20 protein-coding genes are annotated in these 19,069 nt (G+C 61.3%); 11 read left to right on the top strand and 9 right to left on the bottom strand.

Annotation, left to right across the window (positions count from 1 at the left end; all coding sequences use genetic code 11):
- Nucleotides 1-19 precede the first annotated feature (19 nt).
- Both B8746_RS08360 and B8746_RS08365 read right to left on the bottom strand, forming a co-directional pair.
- Nucleotides 20-1,333: a sensor histidine kinase gene (locus B8746_RS08360; RefSeq protein ID WP_084393243.1), complete on the bottom strand. Its 1,314-nt coding sequence runs from the start codon at nucleotides 1,331-1,333 to the stop codon at nucleotides 20-22.
- An 86-nt stretch (nucleotides 1,334-1,419) separates the two neighbouring features.
- Nucleotides 1,420-2,196, bottom strand: coding sequence for an SDR family NAD(P)-dependent oxidoreductase (locus B8746_RS08365; protein ID WP_084393244.1), 777 nt, complete (start codon nucleotides 2,194-2,196; stop codon nucleotides 1,420-1,422).
- Nucleotides 2,197-2,329: 133 nt separating this feature from the next.
- Here B8746_RS08365 and B8746_RS08370 point away from each other — a divergent pair, with 133 nt between their 5' ends.
- Nucleotides 2,330-3,217, top strand: a complete 888-nt coding sequence (locus B8746_RS08370; RefSeq protein ID WP_084393245.1) for an AraC family transcriptional regulator — start codon at nucleotides 2,330-2,332, stop codon at nucleotides 3,215-3,217.
- Here the strand turns inward: B8746_RS08370 and B8746_RS08375 are convergent.
- A complete protein-coding gene (locus B8746_RS08375; protein ID WP_084393246.1) occupies nucleotides 3,204-3,881 on the bottom strand; it encodes a response regulator in 678 nt (225 codons plus the stop codon). The two genes, B8746_RS08370 and B8746_RS08375, sit on opposite strands and share 14 nt — an antisense overlap.
- Nucleotides 3,878-4,354 (bottom strand): MarR family winged helix-turn-helix transcriptional regulator, encoded by a 477-nt coding sequence (locus B8746_RS08380; RefSeq protein ID WP_084393247.1) that lies wholly within the window; start codon nucleotides 4,352-4,354, stop codon nucleotides 3,878-3,880. Before B8746_RS08380 ends, B8746_RS08375 begins: the two co-directional genes overlap by 4 nt.
- A 55-nt stretch (nucleotides 4,355-4,409) precedes the next feature.
- Between B8746_RS08380 and B8746_RS08385 the strand changes: the two genes are divergently transcribed.
- Nucleotides 4,410-5,297 (top strand): branched-chain amino acid aminotransferase, encoded by an 888-nt coding sequence (locus B8746_RS08385; protein ID WP_084393248.1) that lies wholly within the window; start codon nucleotides 4,410-4,412, stop codon nucleotides 5,295-5,297.
- Between the two features lie 127 nt (nucleotides 5,298-5,424).
- On the top strand, nucleotides 5,425-5,553 hold the full coding sequence (locus B8746_RS17510) for a hypothetical protein (protein ID WP_267905931.1): 129 nt from the start codon (nucleotides 5,425-5,427) through the stop codon (nucleotides 5,551-5,553).
- Nucleotides 5,554-5,632: 79 nt separating this feature from the next.
- Here B8746_RS17510 and B8746_RS08390 read toward each other — a convergent pair whose 3' ends face one another.
- The gene (locus tag B8746_RS08390; RefSeq protein ID WP_084393249.1) at nucleotides 5,633-6,268 is read right to left on the bottom strand and encodes a peroxiredoxin; all 636 of its coding nucleotides are present in this window, start codon (nucleotides 6,266-6,268) and stop codon (nucleotides 5,633-5,635) included.
- 123 nt (nucleotides 6,269-6,391) lie between these two features.
- Here B8746_RS08390 and B8746_RS08395 point away from each other — a divergent pair, with 123 nt between their 5' ends.
- Nucleotides 6,392-6,907, top strand: a complete 516-nt coding sequence (locus B8746_RS08395; protein WP_084393250.1) for a SixA phosphatase family protein — start codon at nucleotides 6,392-6,394, stop codon at nucleotides 6,905-6,907.
- A gap of 95 nt (nucleotides 6,908-7,002) precedes the next feature.
- Here B8746_RS08395 and B8746_RS08400 read toward each other — a convergent pair whose 3' ends face one another.
- Nucleotides 7,003-7,194, bottom strand: coding sequence for a hypothetical protein (locus tag B8746_RS08400; protein WP_084393251.1), 192 nt, complete (start codon nucleotides 7,192-7,194; stop codon nucleotides 7,003-7,005).
- A 195-nt stretch (nucleotides 7,195-7,389) separates the two neighbouring features.
- Entirely contained in the window at nucleotides 7,390-7,560 is a 171-nt protein-coding gene (locus tag B8746_RS08405; protein WP_084393252.1) for a DUF2256 domain-containing protein, read from the bottom strand.
- A gap of 116 nt (nucleotides 7,561-7,676) precedes the next feature.
- Here B8746_RS08405 and B8746_RS08410 point away from each other — a divergent pair, with 116 nt between their 5' ends.
- The 6 genes from B8746_RS08410 to B8746_RS08435 all read left to right on the top strand — a co-directional run bounded on the left by B8746_RS08410 (nucleotide 7,677) and on the right by B8746_RS08435 (nucleotide 14,813).
- Entirely contained in the window at nucleotides 7,677-8,666 is a 990-nt protein-coding gene (locus B8746_RS08410) for an NAD(P)/FAD-dependent oxidoreductase (RefSeq protein WP_084393253.1), read from the top strand.
- A gap of 113 nt (nucleotides 8,667-8,779) precedes the next feature.
- Complete coding sequence (locus B8746_RS08415) at nucleotides 8,780-10,231, top strand: glycosyltransferase family 2 protein (protein ID WP_158084571.1); 1,452 nt, start codon at nucleotides 8,780-8,782, stop codon at nucleotides 10,229-10,231.
- Nucleotides 10,180-10,416 carry a hypothetical protein gene (locus B8746_RS08420; protein ID WP_084393255.1) on the top strand — a complete coding sequence of 79 codons (237 nt, stop codon included), beginning with the start codon at nucleotides 10,180-10,182 and terminating at the stop codon, nucleotides 10,414-10,416. Before B8746_RS08415 ends, B8746_RS08420 begins: the two co-directional genes overlap by 52 nt.
- A gap of 141 nt (nucleotides 10,417-10,557) precedes the next feature.
- Nucleotides 10,558-11,772 carry an acyl-CoA dehydrogenase family protein gene (locus tag B8746_RS08425; protein WP_084393256.1) on the top strand — a complete coding sequence of 405 codons (1,215 nt, stop codon included), beginning with the start codon at nucleotides 10,558-10,560 and terminating at the stop codon, nucleotides 11,770-11,772.
- A 65-nt stretch (nucleotides 11,773-11,837) separates the two neighbouring features.
- Nucleotides 11,838-12,974 (top strand): acyl-CoA dehydrogenase family protein, encoded by a 1,137-nt coding sequence (locus tag B8746_RS08430; protein ID WP_084393257.1) that lies wholly within the window; start codon nucleotides 11,838-11,840, stop codon nucleotides 12,972-12,974.
- 249 nt (nucleotides 12,975-13,223) lie between these two features.
- Nucleotides 13,224-14,813, top strand: coding sequence for an FMN-binding glutamate synthase family protein (locus tag B8746_RS08435; RefSeq protein ID WP_084393258.1), 1,590 nt, complete (start codon nucleotides 13,224-13,226; stop codon nucleotides 14,811-14,813).
- A 114-nt stretch (nucleotides 14,814-14,927) separates the two neighbouring features.
- Here the strand turns inward: B8746_RS08435 and B8746_RS08440 are convergent, their stop codons facing one another.
- Together B8746_RS08440 and B8746_RS08445 are read right to left on the bottom strand one after the other, a co-directional pair.
- Nucleotides 14,928-16,913 (bottom strand): transglycosylase domain-containing protein, encoded by a 1,986-nt coding sequence (locus B8746_RS08440; RefSeq protein WP_084393259.1) that lies wholly within the window; start codon nucleotides 16,911-16,913, stop codon nucleotides 14,928-14,930.
- 121 nt (nucleotides 16,914-17,034) lie between these two features.
- Nucleotides 17,035-17,571 carry a thioredoxin domain-containing protein gene (locus B8746_RS08445; protein WP_158084572.1) on the bottom strand — a complete coding sequence of 179 codons (537 nt, stop codon included), beginning with the start codon at nucleotides 17,569-17,571 and terminating at the stop codon, nucleotides 17,035-17,037.
- On the opposite strand from B8746_RS08445, the gene B8746_RS08450 reads away from it, so the two are divergent.
- Nucleotides 17,570-19,009, top strand: a complete 1,440-nt coding sequence (locus tag B8746_RS08450) for an alanine/glycine:cation symporter family protein (protein WP_084393261.1) — start codon at nucleotides 17,570-17,572, stop codon at nucleotides 19,007-19,009. The two genes, B8746_RS08445 and B8746_RS08450, sit on opposite strands and share 2 nt — an antisense overlap.
- Nucleotides 19,010-19,069: the final 60 nt, after the last annotated feature.

The raw sequence follows: 19,069 nt of genomic DNA on the forward strand, positions 1-19,069 counted from the left end.
GCACACCTGATCTGTCATCTTAAATTGGCAGTCTGAGCCGTACCCTCAAACCACCAAGTGGGCTGTCTTCGAGGCGGATGTCGCCGCCATGCTGGCGGGCAGTGTCGCGAGCGATGGAAAGGCCGAGCCCGGTGCCGGGAACGTTCTGGTTACGCGACGCGTCGAGCCGGTGGAAAGGGCGGAAGGCCTCTTCGCGCTCGTCCGGGGGAATGCCTGGCCCGTCATCATCTATGACAAGCTCAGCCATGTGCGGGCCTTCGATGATATCGATCTCGACACGGTCACCAAAGCCCTGCGCATTGGAGATGAGATTGGTCACTGCGCGGCGGATGAGGCCCTCACGGGCGATAATGCTGACGGCGTCAGCCTTGCGGATGGTGGCCTGGCCGCCGAGCGCAGCCACCGTGTCGGCGACCAGCGTGTCAAAGCGCATTTCCGTCGGGGCTTCGCCCTCCACCCCGCTTGCAAAGGCGAGATATTCATCCAGCATCGCTCCCATTTGGCGCAGATCCTCGCGGGCGGCGCGAATGTCGTCAGTCTCTTCCATCATGGCGAGCTGGAGCTTGAGACGGGTAAGCGGCGTGCGCAAATCGTGGCTGATGCCGGCGAGCATGGTTGTGCGTTGTTCGGCAAAGGTGGTGAGGCGGGTGCGCATGTCCATCACGGCGCGGGCAGCATCGCGGATCTCCGTTGCGCCGGACGGGCGGTAATTATCCGCATCGCGGCCGCGGCCATAGGCTTTTGCGGCCTCGGTCAGCTTCAGGATGGAGCGGACCTGGTTGCGCAGGAAGCCGAGCGCCAGAGCGATCAGGATGCCCGATGCGCCGATGACCCAGACGATGAAGATGTGCCCGGTGGTCGAGAAGGTCCGGTCGCGTTCGGCCATGAAACGGATGACGTCCGGCCCGTCCTGGACCTGGATCTCGACCTTCTCGCCATAGCCGGAAATGTCGAACCAGAAGGGCTGGTCGAGCGAGACGTCGAGCTCCCGGGAGAAAATATCGTCGAGCGCGGAGAAAAAGAGACGTTTCTGTTCGGTCGGGATCCTGGAGTTCTCAAGCACCGTAGCATCGAGCTGCATGGAGCGGCTGGCCTCGTCGCGCAGGGCGTCGAACTGGTCGGGATACTGACGGCGCAGCTCGACCATGAACTGGATTTCCGATGAGATGGTCTGGCTGAGCTTGCGCGACGTGTGACGCCAGTGGCTGTCATAGAAGATATAGGTCACCGCCGAGAGAAGCAGGATCATCGGCAGCACGACCATCAGCACCGAGCGCGGATAAAGTCCGCGCGGCGTGATGTCCCGGAGACGGATGTGGAAACGCTTCGGCATGCGTCTGACTTAACCGGCACGCGCCCCATGCGAAAGCGCCTTCTGCCGGGAAGACAGAAGGCGCGAACGGAAGGAAGCCTGGAAGGCTAGTGGTTGAAGCCGCCGGCGACTTCGATCCGTTCTCCATTGATCCATCTCGTGGCGGAGGTCAGCAGGCTGGCGACAACGCCGCCGACATCGTCTGCCTCGCCGACCCGGCCAAGCGGGGTCTGATCCGCCAGGCTATTCCTGAACTCGGGATTGTCGCGAACGAGACCGCCGCCAAAATCAGTGGCGATCGGGCCGGGCGCGACCGTGTTTGCTGTAATCCCGCGCTCGCCGAGCTCCACAGCCAGATAGCGGGTGAAGACTTCAATCGCGCCTTTCATCATCGCATAGGCCGAGAAGCCCGCATACGAAAAGCGGGTCAGGCCGGATGAGGTGTTGATGATCCGTCCGCCGTCGGCGATCAGGGGCAGCAGCGTCTGGGTGAGAAAGTAGACGCCTTTGAGATGAATATTCACGAGGTCATCAAAGTCAGCCTCGCTCGTATCGGCGATCGTCGAGCCGCCCGCCGTGCCGGCATTGTTGACGAGAAAGTCGAAATTGTCGGTGTTCCAGGTCTGCGAGAGAGCTGACTTCACGGTGTCGGCAAATCGCGGGAATGTGGACACATCGGACGCGTCGAGCTGAAGGGCGACTGCCTTGCGGCCGAGCGCTTCAATCTCGCGAACAACCGCATCGGCTTCGTCGGCGCTGGAATGATAGGTAATGATGAGGTCTGCGCCGGCCTTTGCGAGTGCGAGCGCCTCGCTCTTGCCTAGGCCTCTGCTGGAGCCTGTGATGAGCGCGATCGGGTGTGTGGATTTGGTATCAAATGACATGGGAGGGTTCCTTCACTGCGGAAGCAGGGGAGATAGGAAGACCCCACCGCGCGCTTAATGCCGGATCGTCCGGACTTCTTGCCTAATTCTCCAGACTGCTTGCGCTGATCCGCCGCCTGCCTATTTCCAGTCCATGACCGATACGCTTGCCCAGACGATAGATGACTGGCTGGACCGTCATCCCGAGAACGAAGCTTCCTTCAGGACCCCACTTGAAGCGCTCCGAATCCTGCGAAGCGCCAAGCCCGTCACGCCCGGACCCGTGGTCTACAAACCGCAGATTTGCCTGAACCTGCGCGGAGACAAGCAGCTGTTTGTCGGGGATCAGGTGTACAAGTATAATGAGGGGCAATTTCTCCTGGTGAGCGTCGACCTGCCCGTTCAGGGTCGGGTGACGCGCCTTGGAGACGCAGGGACATTCCTCGGCGTGATCCTGGATATCGACGTCGCCGCGATGATGCGGGTTGCAGAGAAGATTGATGCGAATGGGCGCGAAGACAAGAAGTGCGCCGTCGGTGTGTTCGTGGCTGATCTCGGCGTCGAAATGCGCAATGCATTCGAAAGACTGGTGGCCCTTCTCGACAGGCCTGCAGCACTTTCGGTTCTGGCACCGGCCGTTCTCGACGAGCTTTATTACTGGCTGCTGACAGGGCCGCACGGCGCGCAGGCGCGAAGACTGTTTCGCGCCGAAAGCCATGCGCAGAAGATTGCGCGGTCGATTGCCCAAATTCGCAGCAACCCTGTCGAGCCGGTCATTGTGGAGGACCTGGCCAGCCTGTCAGGGATGAGCCTGTCCTCGTTTCACCAGCATTTCAAGTCGGTCACGTCGCTTTCGCCGCTGCAATACCAGAAGCGGCTGCGCCTGCTGATGGCGCGGGAGATGATGTTGAGTGAAGGGCTGAACGCGTCCGACGCGGCCTTCCGGGTCGGCTATGCGAGCCCATCCCAGTTCAGCCGGGAATATTCGCGGACATTCGGTGCGTCGCCGCGCCGGGACGTTGCGAGTTTCAGTCAGGCATGAGCCGGTAGCCGATGCCGCGGACGGTCTGAATGTGGATGGGCTGTTTCGGGTCTGGCTCGATCTTGCGGCGAAGGCGGGTGACCTGCACGTCTATTGAGCGTTCGGTACTGCCCGGCGAATTGGAGGCGAGTTCCTCGCGGCTGACAGGTTCTCCAGCCCGGAAGGCGAGCGATGAGAGAAGCTGCAATTCGGCCTCGGTAAGGCGCACGCGCTTGTCGCCTTCGAAAAGTTCGCCGCGTTTCGGATTGAAGACGAGGCCGGACATCTCGATCTCCTCTGGCGTTTCCTCGACATGCGTGCGGCGCAGGATGGCGGCAACGCGCAGCGAAAGTTCTTCCGGCTCGAACGGCTTGGCAAGATAATCATCGGCGCCGCGCTTGAGGCCTTCGATGCGATCCGACGTGTTGCCGCGCGCGGTGAGCAGGAGGACCGGGCTATTGACGCCCTTCCGGCGCAGGCTTTCGAGCAGGTCGAGCCCGGTCTCGCCCGGCATCATGATGTCGAGGATGGCGAGATCGAAATCGAGTGTGGTGAGCAGCTTGCGGGCGCTCGCCGCATGGGCCGCGGCCGTCACACGATAGCCCTGGCTGGTGAGATACTGCTTCAGCAGCGTCCGGATGCGGTCGTCATCATCAACAACGAGGATGTGAGGGGCTTCCTTCATCGGGTAAGGGCATCCAGGACGGCACGGCTTCCGGCGACGGCGATTGCGCCGGCTTCGCGATAGGCTTCGCGCAGGGAGGATCGAAGGTCGGTCACAATCGGCGCGATCAGGTCTTCGCCTTTCCCGGTCAGGGTCAGGCGACGTCGGCGGGCATCGCGTCCACCCTGTTTCTTGTGCACGAGGTCACGCTTGTCGAGTTCGCCGAGGAGGCGGGCGAGCGTAGGGGTGGTCGCACCGGTCAGCTGGCGTAGTTCGGTCACTGTCCGGTCAGGCTGGAAGCGGATTGTCATCATCAGTTTCAGGGCCGGCATGTTGAGTCCGGTCTGCTTCTGGGCGCGACGAAGCGCCTCTGCAATTGTTCTTTCGCTTGCAAGCAACAAGGCGATACCATTATCGAGCTCTTCCTCCCTGAGAAAGAGTCGCGGATCTACCCGCCCCGTTTCGCCCGGCTTCTGGTTGACTTCGGATGCCACAGTCTGAGAATGGAGCGGTTTTCAGTACGAAGTTCAAGCAAGGACGTAGAAAATCATGGCAGCTCAAGCGTATCACGACCGCGACGGCGTTATCTGGATGGATGGCGAATTCGTTGACTGGCGTGAGGCGAAAGTACATGTGCTGACGCACGGCCTGCATTATGCGTCCGCCGTGTTCGAGGGCGAACGCGCTTATGGTGGCAAGATTTTCGAGTCGCGCCGTCACTCCGAACGCCTGCATAAATCGGCGCAGATTCTTGGATTCGATATTCCGTTCACAGTTGATGAAATCGAGGCAGCGAAGGTCGAGACACTGGCCCGGTCCGGCCTGGACAGTGCCTATGTGCGCGCGATTGCCTGGCGCGGATCGGAAATGATGGGTGTTTCGGCGCAGAACAATACGATCCACCTCGCTGTCGCGGTCTGGCACTGGGGCGACTATTTCGCCGACAAGATGAAGGGCATTGCGATGACGCATGCCAAATGGCGTCGGCCTGATCCGAAGACTGCACCCTGCGAAGCCAAGGCGGCAGGTCTCTACATGATCTGTACGCTGTCCAAGCACGCAGCTGAGCGCGAGGGATTCGCCGATGCGCTCATGCTCGACTGGCGCGGACATGTGGCAGAGGCGACCGGCGCGAATATCTTTTTCCTGCGCGATGGCGCGCTGCATACGCCAACACCGGACTGCTTCCTGAACGGGATCACGCGGCAGACGGCGATCAAGCTCGCCGAGGCCCGCCAGATAGAGATCGTCGAACGCACCATTCTGCCGGAAGAGCTGTCGACCTTCTCCGAATGCTTCATCACCGGAACGGCGGCTGAGCTGACGCCTGTGCGCTCCATCGGAGACGTGGACTACAAGCCGGGCGAAGTGACCGAAGCGCTTGTGACGGATTATTCCGACCTGGTAAATGGCAAGATCATGATGCCAGCCAGCTGACACGTCGCGCCCCGCCAATCACAGGCGATGGCCTTCGGACATAGGCGCATCTGTGCTAGGGTGGACCCGCAACCTGACGAGGTGAACCATCGCTCTCACGATCCGGAAATCCAGAAAATCAGCCGCGATGAAGCGGCTGGACCTGCTGCGCGCGATCCACGGCAAGCCGCAATCGGTGCGTGAGCGTCTTGGCCTGAAGACACGGCGCAAACGCAAGAGCCGCGGTGCCAGGCTGCTGAAGCTGCTGACGAATTAGGCGGGAATGGTGAGCACAAAAGAAAAGCCGCGCGGAGCGATCCGACGCGGCTTCTTTTATTGGCGTGAGGCCTGCTTGCCTACTTGTTCGGCTGAGGCGTAACACGCAGGTATGGTTTCACCGTGGTGTAACCCTTCGGGAAGAGCTTGTCGGCATCTTCATCCGAAACGCTTGGCACGATGATGACATCCTCGCCCTGCTGCCAGTTGACGGGGGTTGCGACCTTGTAGCCGTCGGTGAGCTGCATGGAGTCAATGAGGCGCAGGATTTCATTGAAGTTCCGACCGGCGCTCGGCGGGTAGATGATGGACGCCCGGATCTTCTTGTTCGGGTCAATCACATAGACCGCGCGCACCGTCACCTTGGGGTCGGCTTTCGGGTGGATCATGTTATACAGGGTCGCAATTTTCTTTTCGGTGTCAGCGATGATCGGGAAAGAGACGCTCGCGCCCTGCGTTTCCTCAATGTCCTCGATCCACTTCTTGTGGTCCTCAACGGAGTCAACCGAGATGACGAGCGCCTTGGCACCGCGCGCGGCCAGCTCATCCTTCAGTTTGGCTGTAAAGCCGAGTTCGGTGGTGCAGACCGGGGTGAAGTCAGCCGGGTGTGAGAAGAACACAACCCAGTCATCGCCGGCCCAGTCGTGAAAGCTTATCTTGCCTTGCGTTGTTTCTGCGTCGAAATCCGGCGCGGTATCACCGAGCAAAAGGCTCATGGAAATCTCCATCAATTGCGTTATCTTGCGGCGGAAGATGGGCCGCGCCCTGTGCAGCGGCAAGCTCGAGGGGCTTATTCAGGTGTTTAATTTTACTAAGGTCCTGCGGAGCCTGACTGACGCATGAAACGCCTCATACTCATGCGCCATGCGAAGACCGAACCCTGGAATGAGGGCATCAAGGATCGCGACCGGATGCTGACTGAGCGGGGGCATCAAGATGCAGAACTTGTTGCAAGCTTTCTAAGCGATACGGGCTGGCAGCCGGACCATGCGCTCGTTTCATCGGCACGGCGGACGCGGGAGACGTGGAGGCACCTTGCCAGACATGTCCCCGAATGTCGCTCAACGGTTTCGGATGACCTCTATCTCGCGGGCATTCCGGCCATGGAAGCGCTCATCAAGAAAGTCGCAGAAGACTATGGGTGCGTGATCCTCGTCGGGCACAATCCGGGCCTGCACGAACTGGCGGGATTTATCCTTTCGCAGGCAGGAAGCGAAAATCACCGCGCAGCGATGAAGCTCGCCGAGAAATTCCCGACGGGGGCAGCGGCCCTCTTCGAGAGTGAGGATGATGGACCTTATGTGCCGGTTCATTTCAGGCTGGTGGACTTTGTCAGGCCGAAAACGCTTGCCTAGCCCACAAGGTTGAACCGCCCTGCCGGGCGGGGCAGGGCGGCTCTGTCAGGGAAGGCCGGACCGGCGCAAGGAGTTGTCCGGCTCTTCCACTCTCCTTAGCTGCGGTTCGCACGCCGGCTCAGTCTGCGCCGGCGAAGGACGAGCAGGCTGGGTTTCCAGGCTGCCGTGTTGTCGTTGGCGACCTGACCGCCGGGAGCGGTCGCGATGGTCTCGACCATCGGTGCCGTGGACAGGGCCGGAGCGTGGTTGGCTGCGGCGGTGGAGCTCTGGGAGGCGAGCGGTTGCATCTAAAATACTCCTTCGTTGCATGTTTCCGGTCTTGTTGCCGGTCTCTGGTTTTTTCGGGGCTTGGCCTATCCGCGCCGCCGATGAATTGAAGTTAGGGATGGTCTTATCGAAAAGCAATAAGAATTTTGTGAAAAACAATGAAATTCAATAGAATCAAGGCGATATATTTGTTGTTTTTCGATAAGAATGGCGACTCAGCCGCTCCGGGATGCTCTTCGGCACCGTTCGGAACAGTATTTCACTTCATCCCAGACGCGGTCCCACTTCTTTCTCCAGGCAAAAGGTCGCTGGCAGACTGGGCAGGTCTTGCCCGGCAGACTGGCCTTCCGGTTCGAACCGGTGGTCTTTCTTGTGGCGCGGGACATGACGCTGGTCTTTCCGGAAAGTGCAGGACCGGTGGCTGTATTTAATTTGCTCCCCGCGCTTTGCCAGATTGGCCTATGGACTAGGTGCACATTGAGGCGGCGAAGAGGGCCCTTGCATGAAGATCGCGATCATTGGCGCGGGAATTGCCGGACTGGCGGCGGCCGACGAGCTGAGCCGTGCCGGCCATGACATTGTTCTCCATGACAAGGGGCGCGGCGCGGGTGGCCGGATGTCGACCCGCCGCGCACAGACGCCCTCCGGCAAGTGCCGATGGGATCATGGGGCGCAGTATTTCACGGTGCGAAGCGAAGCGTTCCGGACGCGTCTCAAGCCGCTGATGGATGCCGGGGCGATCGCACAATGGTCACCGCGCCTCGTGACCGCAGAGACTGCGGAGGGGCGCTGGACGTTCGCCGAGCGATCCCTTGAGGATGAGATGTTTGTAGGAACGCCTTCGATGAACGCGCTCATCAAGGCCATGGCCGAGACCCACAAGGTCCATTGGTCTTCGCGTGTGATGGCAATCGAGACCGATGGGGCTGTGAAGACGCTGGTTCTTGAGGGGGGCGGGCGCGATGGCCCGTTCGATGCGGTGGTCTGCGCCATTCCGGCGGAACAGGCGGCGAGCCTGCTGGAGCCGGTGAGCCCTCGCCTGGCAAGTGAGGCAAGCGGCGTCCGTTCGGCCCCCTGCTGGGCCGCGATGCTGGCGTTTGAGGGGGATGTGGGCGTTGACTGGGACGGTGCCAGTGTGAGGCAGGGACCTCTCGCCTGGGTCGCCCGCGACGGCTCCAAGCCGGGGCGCGGCAACGCTGAAACCTGGGTGCTGCATGCGACGCCCGAGTGGGCGACGGCCAGTCTTGATCTGGCACCGCAGGAGGCGGCAGACCTGCTGGCGCGCGCCTTCATCGAGCTAATTGGCGCGCCCTCGCCGGTGTATTCAGCTGCCCATCGCTGGCTGCTGGCCAAGGTGGAATCAGGCGTCGGCGAAGCCTTTGGGTGGGACGCCAACGCCTCCATTGGTGCAGTAGGGGACTGGCGAATTGCGCCGCGCGTGGAGGCGGCATGGCAAAGTGGTCACAGTCTTGGCGAATTTCTCTCTCGTTGAGAGCAAAAAACTTGAAATAATTATCTCTCTGGTTTCCATTCGACACTATGGGGTTGGGACGTGAAGACCGGTCGAACGTCGTTCGATTGAGGCCAGGCTTTGTGCCGGAGGCTGTGCCTGAACCCGAGGTGCCGCCTGGCACAGTTCGCGAAGCGCTGTCGCAGTCAATGATCCTGCCACCTTCGCTCAGCGCCGAAAAGCTGTTTACGCCTCTTCAAGCCATGATCGCGCTCTTCCTAGTGGTGGCCCTTCTGGCGGGCGCCATTTGGCAGGCCGATCTGACGCTGACGGCCTTCTGGGTGTTTGCCTATGCGGTATTCGCCATGGTCATCTTCTGGCGGTTTATCCTCACCCTCATGGGGGTTTGGCTGCGGTTTTCGCGCAAAGCGACCCTGCCAGATGCATTGCGAGATGACTTGCCTGTCTATTCGGTGCTGGTCGCGCTGCGCCATGAAGCCGCCATGGTCGATCAGCTTGCGCGCAACCTGTCAGCGCTCGACTGGCCCCGGCACAAGCTCGACATCATCCTTCTGGTCGAGGCCGACGACCATGACACGAGAGAAGCAGCGCTTCGGTCTGCGCTGCCGGATGGCGCACGCGTGCTGACGGTACCCGCAGGCGATCCGATGACCAAGCCGCGTGCGCTGAACTATGGGCTGGCCTTCGCGACGGGCGAGTTTGTCACGATCTATGATGCCGAAGACCGGCCGGACCCGGGGCAGCTGAAAGACGCGCTGCGGGCTTTCGACCGGCATGGGCCGCAGGCGATCTGCGCGCAGGCGCCGCTGGTATCGACCAATCCGTCGGCCGGGTTCCTCGCGGCTCACTGGGCACTGGAATATGCCGTCCAGTTCGGCCTTTTCGTTCCGGCGGTCGCGAAGATCTGGCACCCGGTCATGCTGGGCGGGACGAGCAATCATTTTCGCCGCAGGGACCTGATCGCCATGGGGGCGTGGGATGCGTGGAATGTCACGGAGGATGCCGATCTTGGCCTGCGCATCGCCCGGATGGGTGGCCGGACAGCATTCATCCATAGCCCGACCCATGAGCAGGGGCCAACCCGGTTCCCGGCCTGGCTTGGCCAGCGCAGCCGCTGGATCAAGGGGTTCATGCAGACCCTGATCGTCGTGATGCGCAATCCGGTGCGGCTCATGTCCGAGCTTGGCCTCCTGCGCTGGATTACGCTCAACCTCATGCTGGGTGGAGCGCTGCTCAGCGCCCTGCTTCATGGGCCGATGACGCTGATTGTCGTGCTGGGGCTTGTCGTTCCGGAACTAAGCCCCGACCCATACAGCCTCGGCCTGTTCGGAACGGGGTATGTCTGCGCGCTGCTTGCGGACCTGGCGGCGCCGGGGCGCTGGTCCGTTTCGCGCTTCATGGCGCTCGTGACACGGCCACTTTACTGGCCGCTCCATACGCTGGCTGCAGTCAGGGCGGTCTTCGGGCTTGCGGTCCGTCCGTCATTCTGGGCAAAGACACCGCATCAGCCTGAACCCCTGGAGCACGTGTCTGCATGGCCGCCTGGATCTTCCCTGTCCTCGCCATCCTCCTGTTCGGAGCGCTGATTGTCCTGGCAAACACCAAGCTGGGCAAGCGCGAACGCAAGGATGGCCGGCCGCACCAGCTGCCCTGGGGGCTGATCATGGTGTTCTGCGTACTCGGCATCTTCATTGCGGTTGTGCACCTGTTCAATGTGGCAGGCTTCGAGACCGGTCCGGAGCACAGTTTCTTCGGTCGTTTCGGCCGCTGAGGCCGACTTGGTGAAAACTGGCTATACTGATGTGCCTTTTGCGCTGTGATATGACGCAAAGTTAGGCTTGGCCGCAGCGATCCCTGCGCGCTAGTGTGCTATCACAAGCCGACAAAAGCAGGCCCGGAGGAGACTGAAACAATGCCTTATGACGCACCGTCCGATCTCGAAACCTTCCGTCAGGAAGTTCGTGACTGGCTCGAAGAAAATTGCCCGCAATCCATGCGCACGCCGCAACCTGAGGACGAAGTTGTCTGGGGCGGGCGCCGCGAGAAATTCAAGAATCCGGACTCAAAGGTCTGGCTTGAGCGCATGGCAGAGCGCGGCTGGACCGCGCCGCACTGGCCCAAGGAATATGGCGGCGGCGGGCTCGACCGCGAACAGGTGAAGGTGCTGAACCAGGAAATGTCGCGGATCAATGCGCGCATCCCGCTGCACTCCTTCGGCCTCTGGATGTTCGGTCCGGCGCTTCTGGAGTTTGGCAATGAAGAGCAGAAGAAACGTTTCATCCCGGACATCATCCATGGCCGCACGCGCTGGTGCCAGGGCTATTCGGAGCCGGGCGCAGGGTCTGACCTTGCCGGCCTGCAGACCAAGTGTGAGGACAAGGGGGATCATTACCTGATCAACGGCCAGAAGGTGTGGACGTCCTATGCCGACCAGGCCGACTGGATCTTCTGCCTGGTGCGCACCGACAATACGGTCAAGCATGAAGGTATCAGTTTCATCCTGTTCGACATGGCGAGCGAAGGTGTCGAGACGCGGCCGATCAAGCTGATCTCAGGCTCGTCGCCGTTCTGTGAGACCTTCTTCAATGACGTGAAAGTGCCGAAGGACCAGCTCGTTGGCGAGGTGAATGGCGGCTGGAAAATTGCCAAGCGTCTGCTGCAATTCGAACGCTCGTCCATTTCCGCCAGCGGTTTCGGTTCGGCGCGCGGCTCCGGCATGCTGGAGCTCGAGGAATATGCCAAGATCCATGTCGGGACCGATAGCGACGGCAAGCTGCTCGATGGTGACCTGCGCGGTCGCATCGCGGACCACCAGATGTACACTAAAGCGTTCGGCCTGACGGTGCGCCGCAGCCAGGAGCAGGCGAAAGCCGGCCAGGAAGTCGGTCACACGGCCTCGATCATCAAATACGCCGCGGCGAAGATGAACCAGGACAAGCATGAGCTGATGATTGAAGCGCTCGGCACGGAAGGCCTCGGCTGGGAAGGCGAAGGCTTTGACAAGGGGGCCAAGATGGTCACGCGTGGCTGGCTGCGCTCCAAAGGCAACTCGATTGAGGGTGGCACGAGCGAGATCAACCTCAACGTGGTCGCCAAGCGCGTGCTCGGCCTGCGCGATCACCAGTAGTCGTCAACAAGAATATGAACGGCCGCGCCTGGGTGCGCAGGCCTTGTAAAGAGTAGGAAACGAAGATGAGTTTTGTCCTGACTGAAGACCAGGAGATGCTGCGGGATACCGCCATCAATTTCACGCGTGATGAGCTGCCGGTGAAACACCTGCGCGGCCTTCGCGACAGCGGCAAGAACGGGGTCGACCCGGAAGGCCGCCAGAAGCTTGCCGAGCTTGGCTTTTTCGGAGTGCTGATCCCGGAAGAGTATGACGGTGTCGGCATGGGCATGGTCGCACTTGGCCAGGTGATGGAAGCGCAGGGCCGCACGCTGGCCTCCACGCCGCTTCTGCAGACTGCCTGCATCGGCGCATCGGCCATCCTGCTGGGCGGCTCTGAAGCCCAGAAGCAGGAATGGTTGCCAAAGATCGCGTCAGGCGAAGTCACCACCGCGCTCGCGCTCGACGAGGGCAGCCACCACAATCCGGCCGGCGTTGCGACGGAAGCCGAACGCGATGGCCAGGGCTATACGCTGAACGGTGCGAAGAAGTATGTGCAGGACGGTCATCACGCTGATGTCTTCATCGTCGTCGCACGCACGTTCGGCGAGGCTGGCGACAAGCATGGCCTGACGCTCTTCCTCGTCCCGCGCGATGCCAATGGCGTCAGCGTCCAGACACTGAACACGGTCGACAGCCATGGTGCCGCACACCTGACGCTGGAAGACGTTCACGTGCCGGAAAGCCATGTGCTCGGCGCGCCCGACAAGGGCATGGACATTCTCGAACCCGTGCTCGACCGGGGCCGGATCGCGCTCGCCGCCGAAATGCTCGGCTCCTCGCGCGCGGCTTTCGAGATGACGCATGAATACCTTCAGACGCGCAAGCAGTTCGGCCAGCTGATCGGCTCCTTCCAGGCCCTGCAGCACCGCGCGGCGAAGATGTTCACCGATCTGGAGCTGACCACGTCCTGCGTTTCTGCCGCCCTTTCGGCGGTCGATGAGCAGCGTAATGACATTGCTGAACTGGCCAGCCTTGCCAAGGCAATGGCGGGTGAGACGGTGCACCTTGTCTCGAATGATACGGTGCAGCTGCACGGCGGTATTGGCATGACGGACGAGCATGAAGCCGGCTTCTACATGAAGCGGGCTCGCGTTCAGGAAGCCCTGCTCGGTTCGGCGAGCTTCCACCGCGACCGGTTTGCGCAGATCAATGGCTACTAGGTAACGGCAGCCTGTCAGAAACGGAAAAGGCCGGAACTTCGAGGGAAGCTCCGGCCACTCCTCTTCGCTCACATAAATGGTCCGGATATGCGAGCGTCGAAGAAACTAGAACAAGCACAACAGATGCCGCCGCATTTGGTTCCGCAATTCGGGAAAAATTCTGCATCAGCGTGAGAGGCAGGCTTCAGTGACATTGCCCCGGCGGGGGCGGGCCTTATGTTGAGCCCTGTTCGCTGATGAGGGCTTTTCATGTACCGCTTCCTGCCATTGCTTCTGATCCTTGTGCTGACGGCAGTTCTGGCCGGTCTTACCAAGGTCAGCGTGTGGTACTGGATCGGGGTTGCCGTCTTCGGCGCGCTGTCCTTGCTGGGCTTGTATGACCTTCTGCAGACGCGTCATTCGCTGTGGCGCAATTACCCGATCCTGGCGCGCATCCGCTGGATTGCTGAGGAAATGCGCCCGTTTTTCCGCTCTTACATCGTCGAGAGCGACACTGAAGGCCGCCCGTTCAATCACGAACAGCGCTCCATGGTGTACCGGCGGGCGAAGAATGTCTCTTCGGTTGAGCCCTTTGGCAGCCAGCTCGAGATCGGTCGGCCGCCCTATGAGTGGCTGTCGCACTCGATTGCCGCCAGGCACAATGAGGATGTGGATCCGCGTGTCATGGTCGGCGCGAACGGGACGGCAAAGCCTTATTCTGCGAGCGTGTTCAACATCTCTGCCATGAGCTTCGGCTCACTCGGGGCGCATGCCATCGAGGCGCTCAATCGCGGTGCGGCCAAGGGCGGCTTCTATCATGATACGGGTGAGGGCGGGGTTTCGCGCTATCACAAGGCGGGTGGCGGCGATCTCGTCTGGGAACTGGGCTCAGGCTATTTCGGATGCCGGGCCAGCGATGGTAGCTTTGATGCCGAGCGTTTCCGCGATGTGGCCGCCGATGATCAGGTCAAGATGATCGAGATCAAGCTCAGCCAGGGGGCGAAGCCCGGCCATGGCGGCGTATTGCCAGGCACGAAGGTCACCGAAGAGATTGCAGAAGCGCGCGGAATTCCGGTTGGCCAGACCTGTTTCTCGCCGCCTGCGCACACCGCCTTCTCGACGCCAGTTGGCATGATGGAATGGGTGGCGGAGCTGCGTGAGATGTCAGGCGGCAAGCCTGTTGGCATGAAGCTCTGTGTTGGCAATCGCTGGGAAGTCCTGGCGATCTGCAAGGCGATCCTGAAGACGGGCATCAAGCCGGACTTTATTGTCGTTGATGGCGGCGAGGGCGGCACGGGCGCTGCGCCCGCCGAGTTCATGGATCATGTTGGTGCCCCGCTACGCCAGGGACTTGTCCTTGTGCGCAATGCGCTGGTGGGATGCGGCCTCAAGGACGAGGTGCGGATTGCGGCCAGCGGCAAGCAGATCTCCGCTTTCAACATCGCGGCCTCAATGGCGCTCGGTGCAGACTGGGTCAATACGGCTCGCGGGTTCATGTTCTCGCTGGGCTGTATCCAGTCGCTCAACTGCCACACCAATACCTGCCCGACGGGGATCGCCACGACGGACAAGTTCCGCCAGCGCGGACTGGTCGTGCCGGACAAGGCCGAGCGGGTCGCAAACTTTCACCGCAACACCGTGAAAGCGCTGATGGAGGTGGTCGGCGCAGCCGGCTGCAGTCATCCCAATGAGCTGACGCCGCGCCACATCATGCACCGGGTGACCGAAGATATCGCGGCGCCGGGGCACCGGGCCTACCAGCTGCTGGAACCCGGCAGCCTGCTTGCTGATCCCGGCGCAACACACCTCGCGCGCGAATGGGACCTGGCACAGGCAGACAGCTTCGAGGCGGTGCGGTAGGCCCCCTCCGCCTGCCGGCACCTCCCCCGTGAACGGGGGAGGAAGGCGATACGCTAATGGGGGGCTGTCTTCCCCCGTGTGCGGGGGAAGTGGCCGCGAAGCGGTCGAAGGAGGCTAGTTCGTCGCGGCGCTATCGAAGGCAATGCCGAGGTCGCGGTAGAAGGCGATGCGGCGCTGGGCCATGGGGGAGAGGGTGATGAGAGAGCCGGCGCCGGCGAGCGGCTGTGGCTCAAGCCCCTCATGGGCGAGCACCATCATGTCATGCCAGAGCGCTGCCGGCAGGCCGCCACCCGTTACCTTGGCCATCGGGCTGTCATCATCATTGCCGACCCAGACGGCCCCCACGCGCACGGCAGAGAAACCGGCAAACCAGGCATCGCGGGAGTCCTGGCTGGTGCCGGTCTTTCCCGCAAGCTGCCAGCCCTTCATGGCTGCACGGCGGCCGGTTCCATCGGTGATGACACGCTCCATCATGGCGACCATGGTCTCTGCGTCGCGCCGGTCATAGACCCGTTTCTTGTCATATTCCGGGCGCTCATAGAGGATATCGCCGCGCGAATTGGAGATGCGTTCGACGAGATAGGGGTCCATGCGCGTCCCGCCTGTCATGAAGACGCCATAGGCGCGGGCAAGGTCGGAAAGGGTGACTTCCTGGCTGCCGAGCGCAATGGAGGGCAGGGGCTGGAAATCACCGGACATGCCGAAATTTTTCACGAGCGAAATAATGGCTTCCTCGCTGACCTCCTGGCCGAGTTCGGCTGCGACCGTATTGATCGAATCCTTCAGGGCTTCGGTCAGCGTCATCGGGCCTGAAAAGGTGCGCGAATAGTTTTCCGGCGACCAGCCATCAATGGTGATCGCTTCATCGCGGCGCACATCATAGGGGGTGAGCCCCTGCTTGATGGCGGTTGCGAACACGAATGGTTTGAAGGCCGAGCCCGGCTGGCGCTTTGCCTGCGTGGCGCGGTTGAACTGGTTCTTGCTGTAGTCGACACCGCCATACATGGCGAGGATACGCCCGTCGCCGTCGAGGACGATGCCCGCCGCCTGGCTCGCTTTCAGGGCGGTGCCGTCTTCGCTCATGCGCTTGGTGAAGGCTTCGTCGATGCTGGCCTGCAGGTCTGCGTCTATGGTCAGCTGGACAATGAGATCGCCCGGCAGGGTCGGCAGGATTTCGTCGATCCGCTCTGTTGCTGCGTCGAGGGCATAGCCAAATTGCGGATCGCGTTCGGGCGGCTCGGCGAGAGAAACTTCCTGCGCCTTGGCAGCGTCAGCCTCAGCGGTGGTGATAAAACCGGCCTCGACCATTTCTCGCAGGACATAGGTCTGGCGGGCCTTGGCGTCGGTCATGTTGTTGGTCAGCGCGAGGCGGGACGGGGCCTGCGGCAGGGTGGCCAGCAGCGAGGCTTCGGCGAGGGTCAGCTCTTCCGGATTCTTGCCGAAATAGAAGCGCGACGCCGCGCCAAGGCCGTAGAAGCCCGACCCGAAATAGACCCGGTTCAGATAGAGTTCGAGGATGTCTTCCTTGCTCAGGCGTTGCTCGAGCTGGCGGGCGAGGCGGACTTCCTGCGCCTTGCGTTTTAACGTCTGCTCCGGCGTGAGGACGAGGTTCTTGATCAGCTGCTGGGTGATGGTCGATGCGCCCGACACGGTTTCACCGGAGGTGACATTGGCCCAGACAGCCCGAAGGATCGCCTGGGTGTCCGCGCCGTCATGCTCGTAGAAGCGCTTGTCCTCGGCAGCAATGAAGGCCTGCGGGACGTGGGCCGGCAGGTCTTCCAGATTGATCGCGCGGCCATAACGCGGCCCGCGGATCGCGATTGTGTCGCCTTCGGAATCGATGAACTCGATCGCCTGCTCGCGGCCCTTGGCCCAGAGCTGTTCATTTGAGGGCAGGCTCGGCATGCCGCGATAAAGGCTCTGCCAGTAGAGCCAGCCGACCAGCAGCGCGATGAGGAACAGCGATGCAAGGACGATCAGCCCCCATTTCAGGATTGGCCGGCCTGGCAGGGTCCTCTGAAACCAGTTTTCCTTGCTGCCACGCCCATCATAGGTTGGCGGGCGGTCATTCATCGAACGGTTGGGAGACTGATCCGACAATGGTGTCCTTTCCGGCAAAGGGATCTCTGATTACGCAATCCGCGCGCTATCGCCCTTAAATGAGGCATCGTGAAGGCGAGATGAAGCAGGTAACGCGCACGGGGCCTGAAGTGTTGCCCTGCTACCGCAGTGGTGCCGGGCAGTCGGCACCGTCCGGTCGGCGGCGGCCCGGCGCGGCTTTCTCCGCGAGGATGCCGGCGAGCTTGATGCGGTCGGATATCTGCCTGGCTGAATAGGTTTTGTCGACGCAGCTGATCGGCTCTCCGGTGTCTGATGCGATCATCACGGCAAGGCCAGTATATCCGCCATACCAGTCCCAGAGATAGGCCGCGTTGTGTACGCGCAGCAGAGCCTTCGAGGCCCTGATCGTGGCCTGCCTGCTGTCATCGCCTGAGCGCAGATGGGTGAGGTCGACAGTGACGAGCTCAACCTCGTCGACCGTATAGCCTTCAAGAGCCCGGGCGAATTTCGGTTCGAATTCGTGGCAGGAGGCGCACCAGTCAGCCGTGAAGTTGACGATCTTGACCGGGGCTTCGGCAAGGCTCGCCTGTGGGGCGAGCAGACCTAGTATAAGGACAGCAAACAGCAGCGCGCGGCTTTTACTCCGGTCTGCGAGCCGCTTAAGAGACAGAATGCTGCGATAATTCAAGGATGTCATGCTCGATTTTCTGAACGACCTCATCAATGGCAAGATTCTGATTGCCGTTCTCATTCCGCTCGGTCTCATCTTCACAATCTGGTCCCGGGGTGTCCAGTTCAGACTGTTCGGCTCGATGTTTTCAGTCCTCGGCCAGGGCTTCCAGCATGAGACAGACCAGCCATCCTCCTTCCAGGCGTTGGCGCTGTCCGTGGCGGGGCGTGTTGGCGGGGGGAATATTGCTGGCGTTGCTGCAGCATTGGCGCTGGGCGGGCCGGGCGCGATCTTCTGGATGTGGGTTGTCGGCCTTGTCGGCATGGCGACGAGCTATTTCGAATGCACGCTTGCCCAGCTCTACAAGCAGAAGGAGCATAATGGCGACTTTCGCGGTGGACCGGCCTATTACATCAAGCACGGCCTCGGCAAGAAGCTCGGCAAGGCCGCGCCCGTGCTGGGTTTTGTGTATTCGTTGCTGCTGCTGGTGACATTTGGTTTTGCGTTCATCTGTTTCCAGAGCTTTGCGACGACGAGTTCCATCGATTCCGCGTTTGATACGCCGCGTCTCTGGTCGGGCATTGGCCTTGCGGTCGTCGTCAGTCTTGTCATCTTTGGCGGCGTGCGCCGGATTGCGAGCGTGGCGGAGATCATCGTGCCGGTGATGGCTGTCTTCTATGCGCTTCTCGGCCTGTTCGTTCTGGTCACCCACCTGCCGCAGATACCGGGCGCCTTTGCAACCATCGTGACGAGCGCCTTCGGCCTCAATGAGGCGGTGGCCGGCGGCATTGGCGGCGCGATCATGATGGGCGTCAATCGCGGCCTGTTCTCCAATGAGGCGGGGCTCGGCTCAGCGCCGAATGTGGCGGCGGCCGCCTATGTCGAGCATCCGGCCCAGCAGGGCATGGTACAGTCCCTGTCTGTGTTCATTGACACGATCATCATGTGCACGGTGACAGCGCTGATCATCATCCTGTCGACGCAGTCCTACCTTGGTGTGGATGACGAGGTACAGGGTGTGCTGACGCAGCTTGCCCTCGCCGATCATGTCGGCGGATGGGCGGAATATTTCATCGCCTTTGCGCTGTTCCTCTTCGCCTTCTCCTCGATCATGTATTCCTATTATCTCGGCGAAAACGCCGTCGACTACTACATCCCGGACAATATGATCGCGGTGAACATCTACCGGGTGATTGTCATCGGCTTTGTCGTTCTCGGCTCGACCGTCCAGCTTGGCGATGTGCTGAGTTTCAGCGATGTCACGATGGGCCTGCTGGCGATGGTGAATTTGTTCGCTGTGGCTCTGCTCTTCCCGATTGGCCTGCGCGTCATGAGAGACTTTGACGCGCAGCGCAAAGCTGGCGTGAAAGTGCCGATGTTCGACGCGGACAAGTTCGACGATCTCGATATCGACAAGTCAGCCTGGCAGCTGACCGAGCGGTCTCATGAGGACACGCCTGCTTAAGCAGCGCGGGCGCCAACTCGCAAAACGAAAAGGCCGGCTCGAATTCGAGCCGGCCTTTGC

This window comes from Henriciella pelagia (assembly GCF_002088945.1).
In the GTDB taxonomy this organism is placed as follows: Bacteria; Pseudomonadota; Alphaproteobacteria; order Caulobacterales; family Hyphomonadaceae; genus Henriciella; species Henriciella pelagia.

Bases quoted from the DNA above. Each gene is read 5' to 3' on its own strand.
- B8746_RS17510 (WP_267905931.1), top strand. From the start codon at position 5,425: ATGAAGCGGCTGGACCTGCTGCGCGCGATCCACGGCAAGCCGCAATCG.
- B8746_RS08375 (WP_084393246.1), bottom strand. From the start codon at position 3,881: ATGAAGGAAGCCCCTCACATCCTCGTTGTTGATGATGACGACCGCATC.
- B8746_RS08405 (WP_084393252.1), bottom strand. From the start codon at position 7,560: ATGTCCCGCGCCACAAGAAAGACCACCGGTTCGAACCGGAAGGCCAGT.
- B8746_RS08395 (WP_084393250.1), top strand. From the start codon at position 6,392: ATGAAACGCCTCATACTCATGCGCCATGCGAAGACCGAACCCTGGAAT.
- B8746_RS08435 (WP_084393258.1), top strand. From the start codon at position 13,224: ATGTACCGCTTCCTGCCATTGCTTCTGATCCTTGTGCTGACGGCAGTT.
- B8746_RS08450 (WP_084393261.1), top strand. From the start codon at position 17,570: ATGCTCGATTTTCTGAACGACCTCATCAATGGCAAGATTCTGATTGCC.
- B8746_RS08430 (WP_084393257.1), top strand. From the start codon at position 11,838: ATGAGTTTTGTCCTGACTGAAGACCAGGAGATGCTGCGGGATACCGCC.
- B8746_RS08390 (WP_084393249.1), bottom strand. From the start codon at position 6,268: ATGAGCCTTTTGCTCGGTGATACCGCGCCGGATTTCGACGCAGAAACA.
- B8746_RS08385 (WP_084393248.1), top strand. From the start codon at position 4,410: ATGGCAGCTCAAGCGTATCACGACCGCGACGGCGTTATCTGGATGGAT.
- B8746_RS08400 (WP_084393251.1), bottom strand. From the start codon at position 7,194: ATGCAACCGCTCGCCTCCCAGAGCTCCACCGCCGCAGCCAACCACGCT.
- B8746_RS08410 (WP_084393253.1), top strand. From the start codon at position 7,677: ATGAAGATCGCGATCATTGGCGCGGGAATTGCCGGACTGGCGGCGGCC.
- B8746_RS08445 (WP_158084572.1), bottom strand. From the start codon at position 17,571: ATGACATCCTTGAATTATCGCAGCATTCTGTCTCTTAAGCGGCTCGCA.
- B8746_RS08420 (WP_084393255.1), top strand. From the start codon at position 10,180: ATGGCCGCCTGGATCTTCCCTGTCCTCGCCATCCTCCTGTTCGGAGCG.
- B8746_RS08370 (WP_084393245.1), top strand. From the start codon at position 2,330: ATGACCGATACGCTTGCCCAGACGATAGATGACTGGCTGGACCGTCAT.
- B8746_RS08360 (WP_084393243.1), bottom strand. From the start codon at position 1,333: ATGCCGAAGCGTTTCCACATCCGTCTCCGGGACATCACGCCGCGCGGA.
- B8746_RS08425 (WP_084393256.1), top strand. From the start codon at position 10,558: ATGCCTTATGACGCACCGTCCGATCTCGAAACCTTCCGTCAGGAAGTT.
- B8746_RS08365 (WP_084393244.1), bottom strand. From the start codon at position 2,196: ATGTCATTTGATACCAAATCCACACACCCGATCGCGCTCATCACAGGC.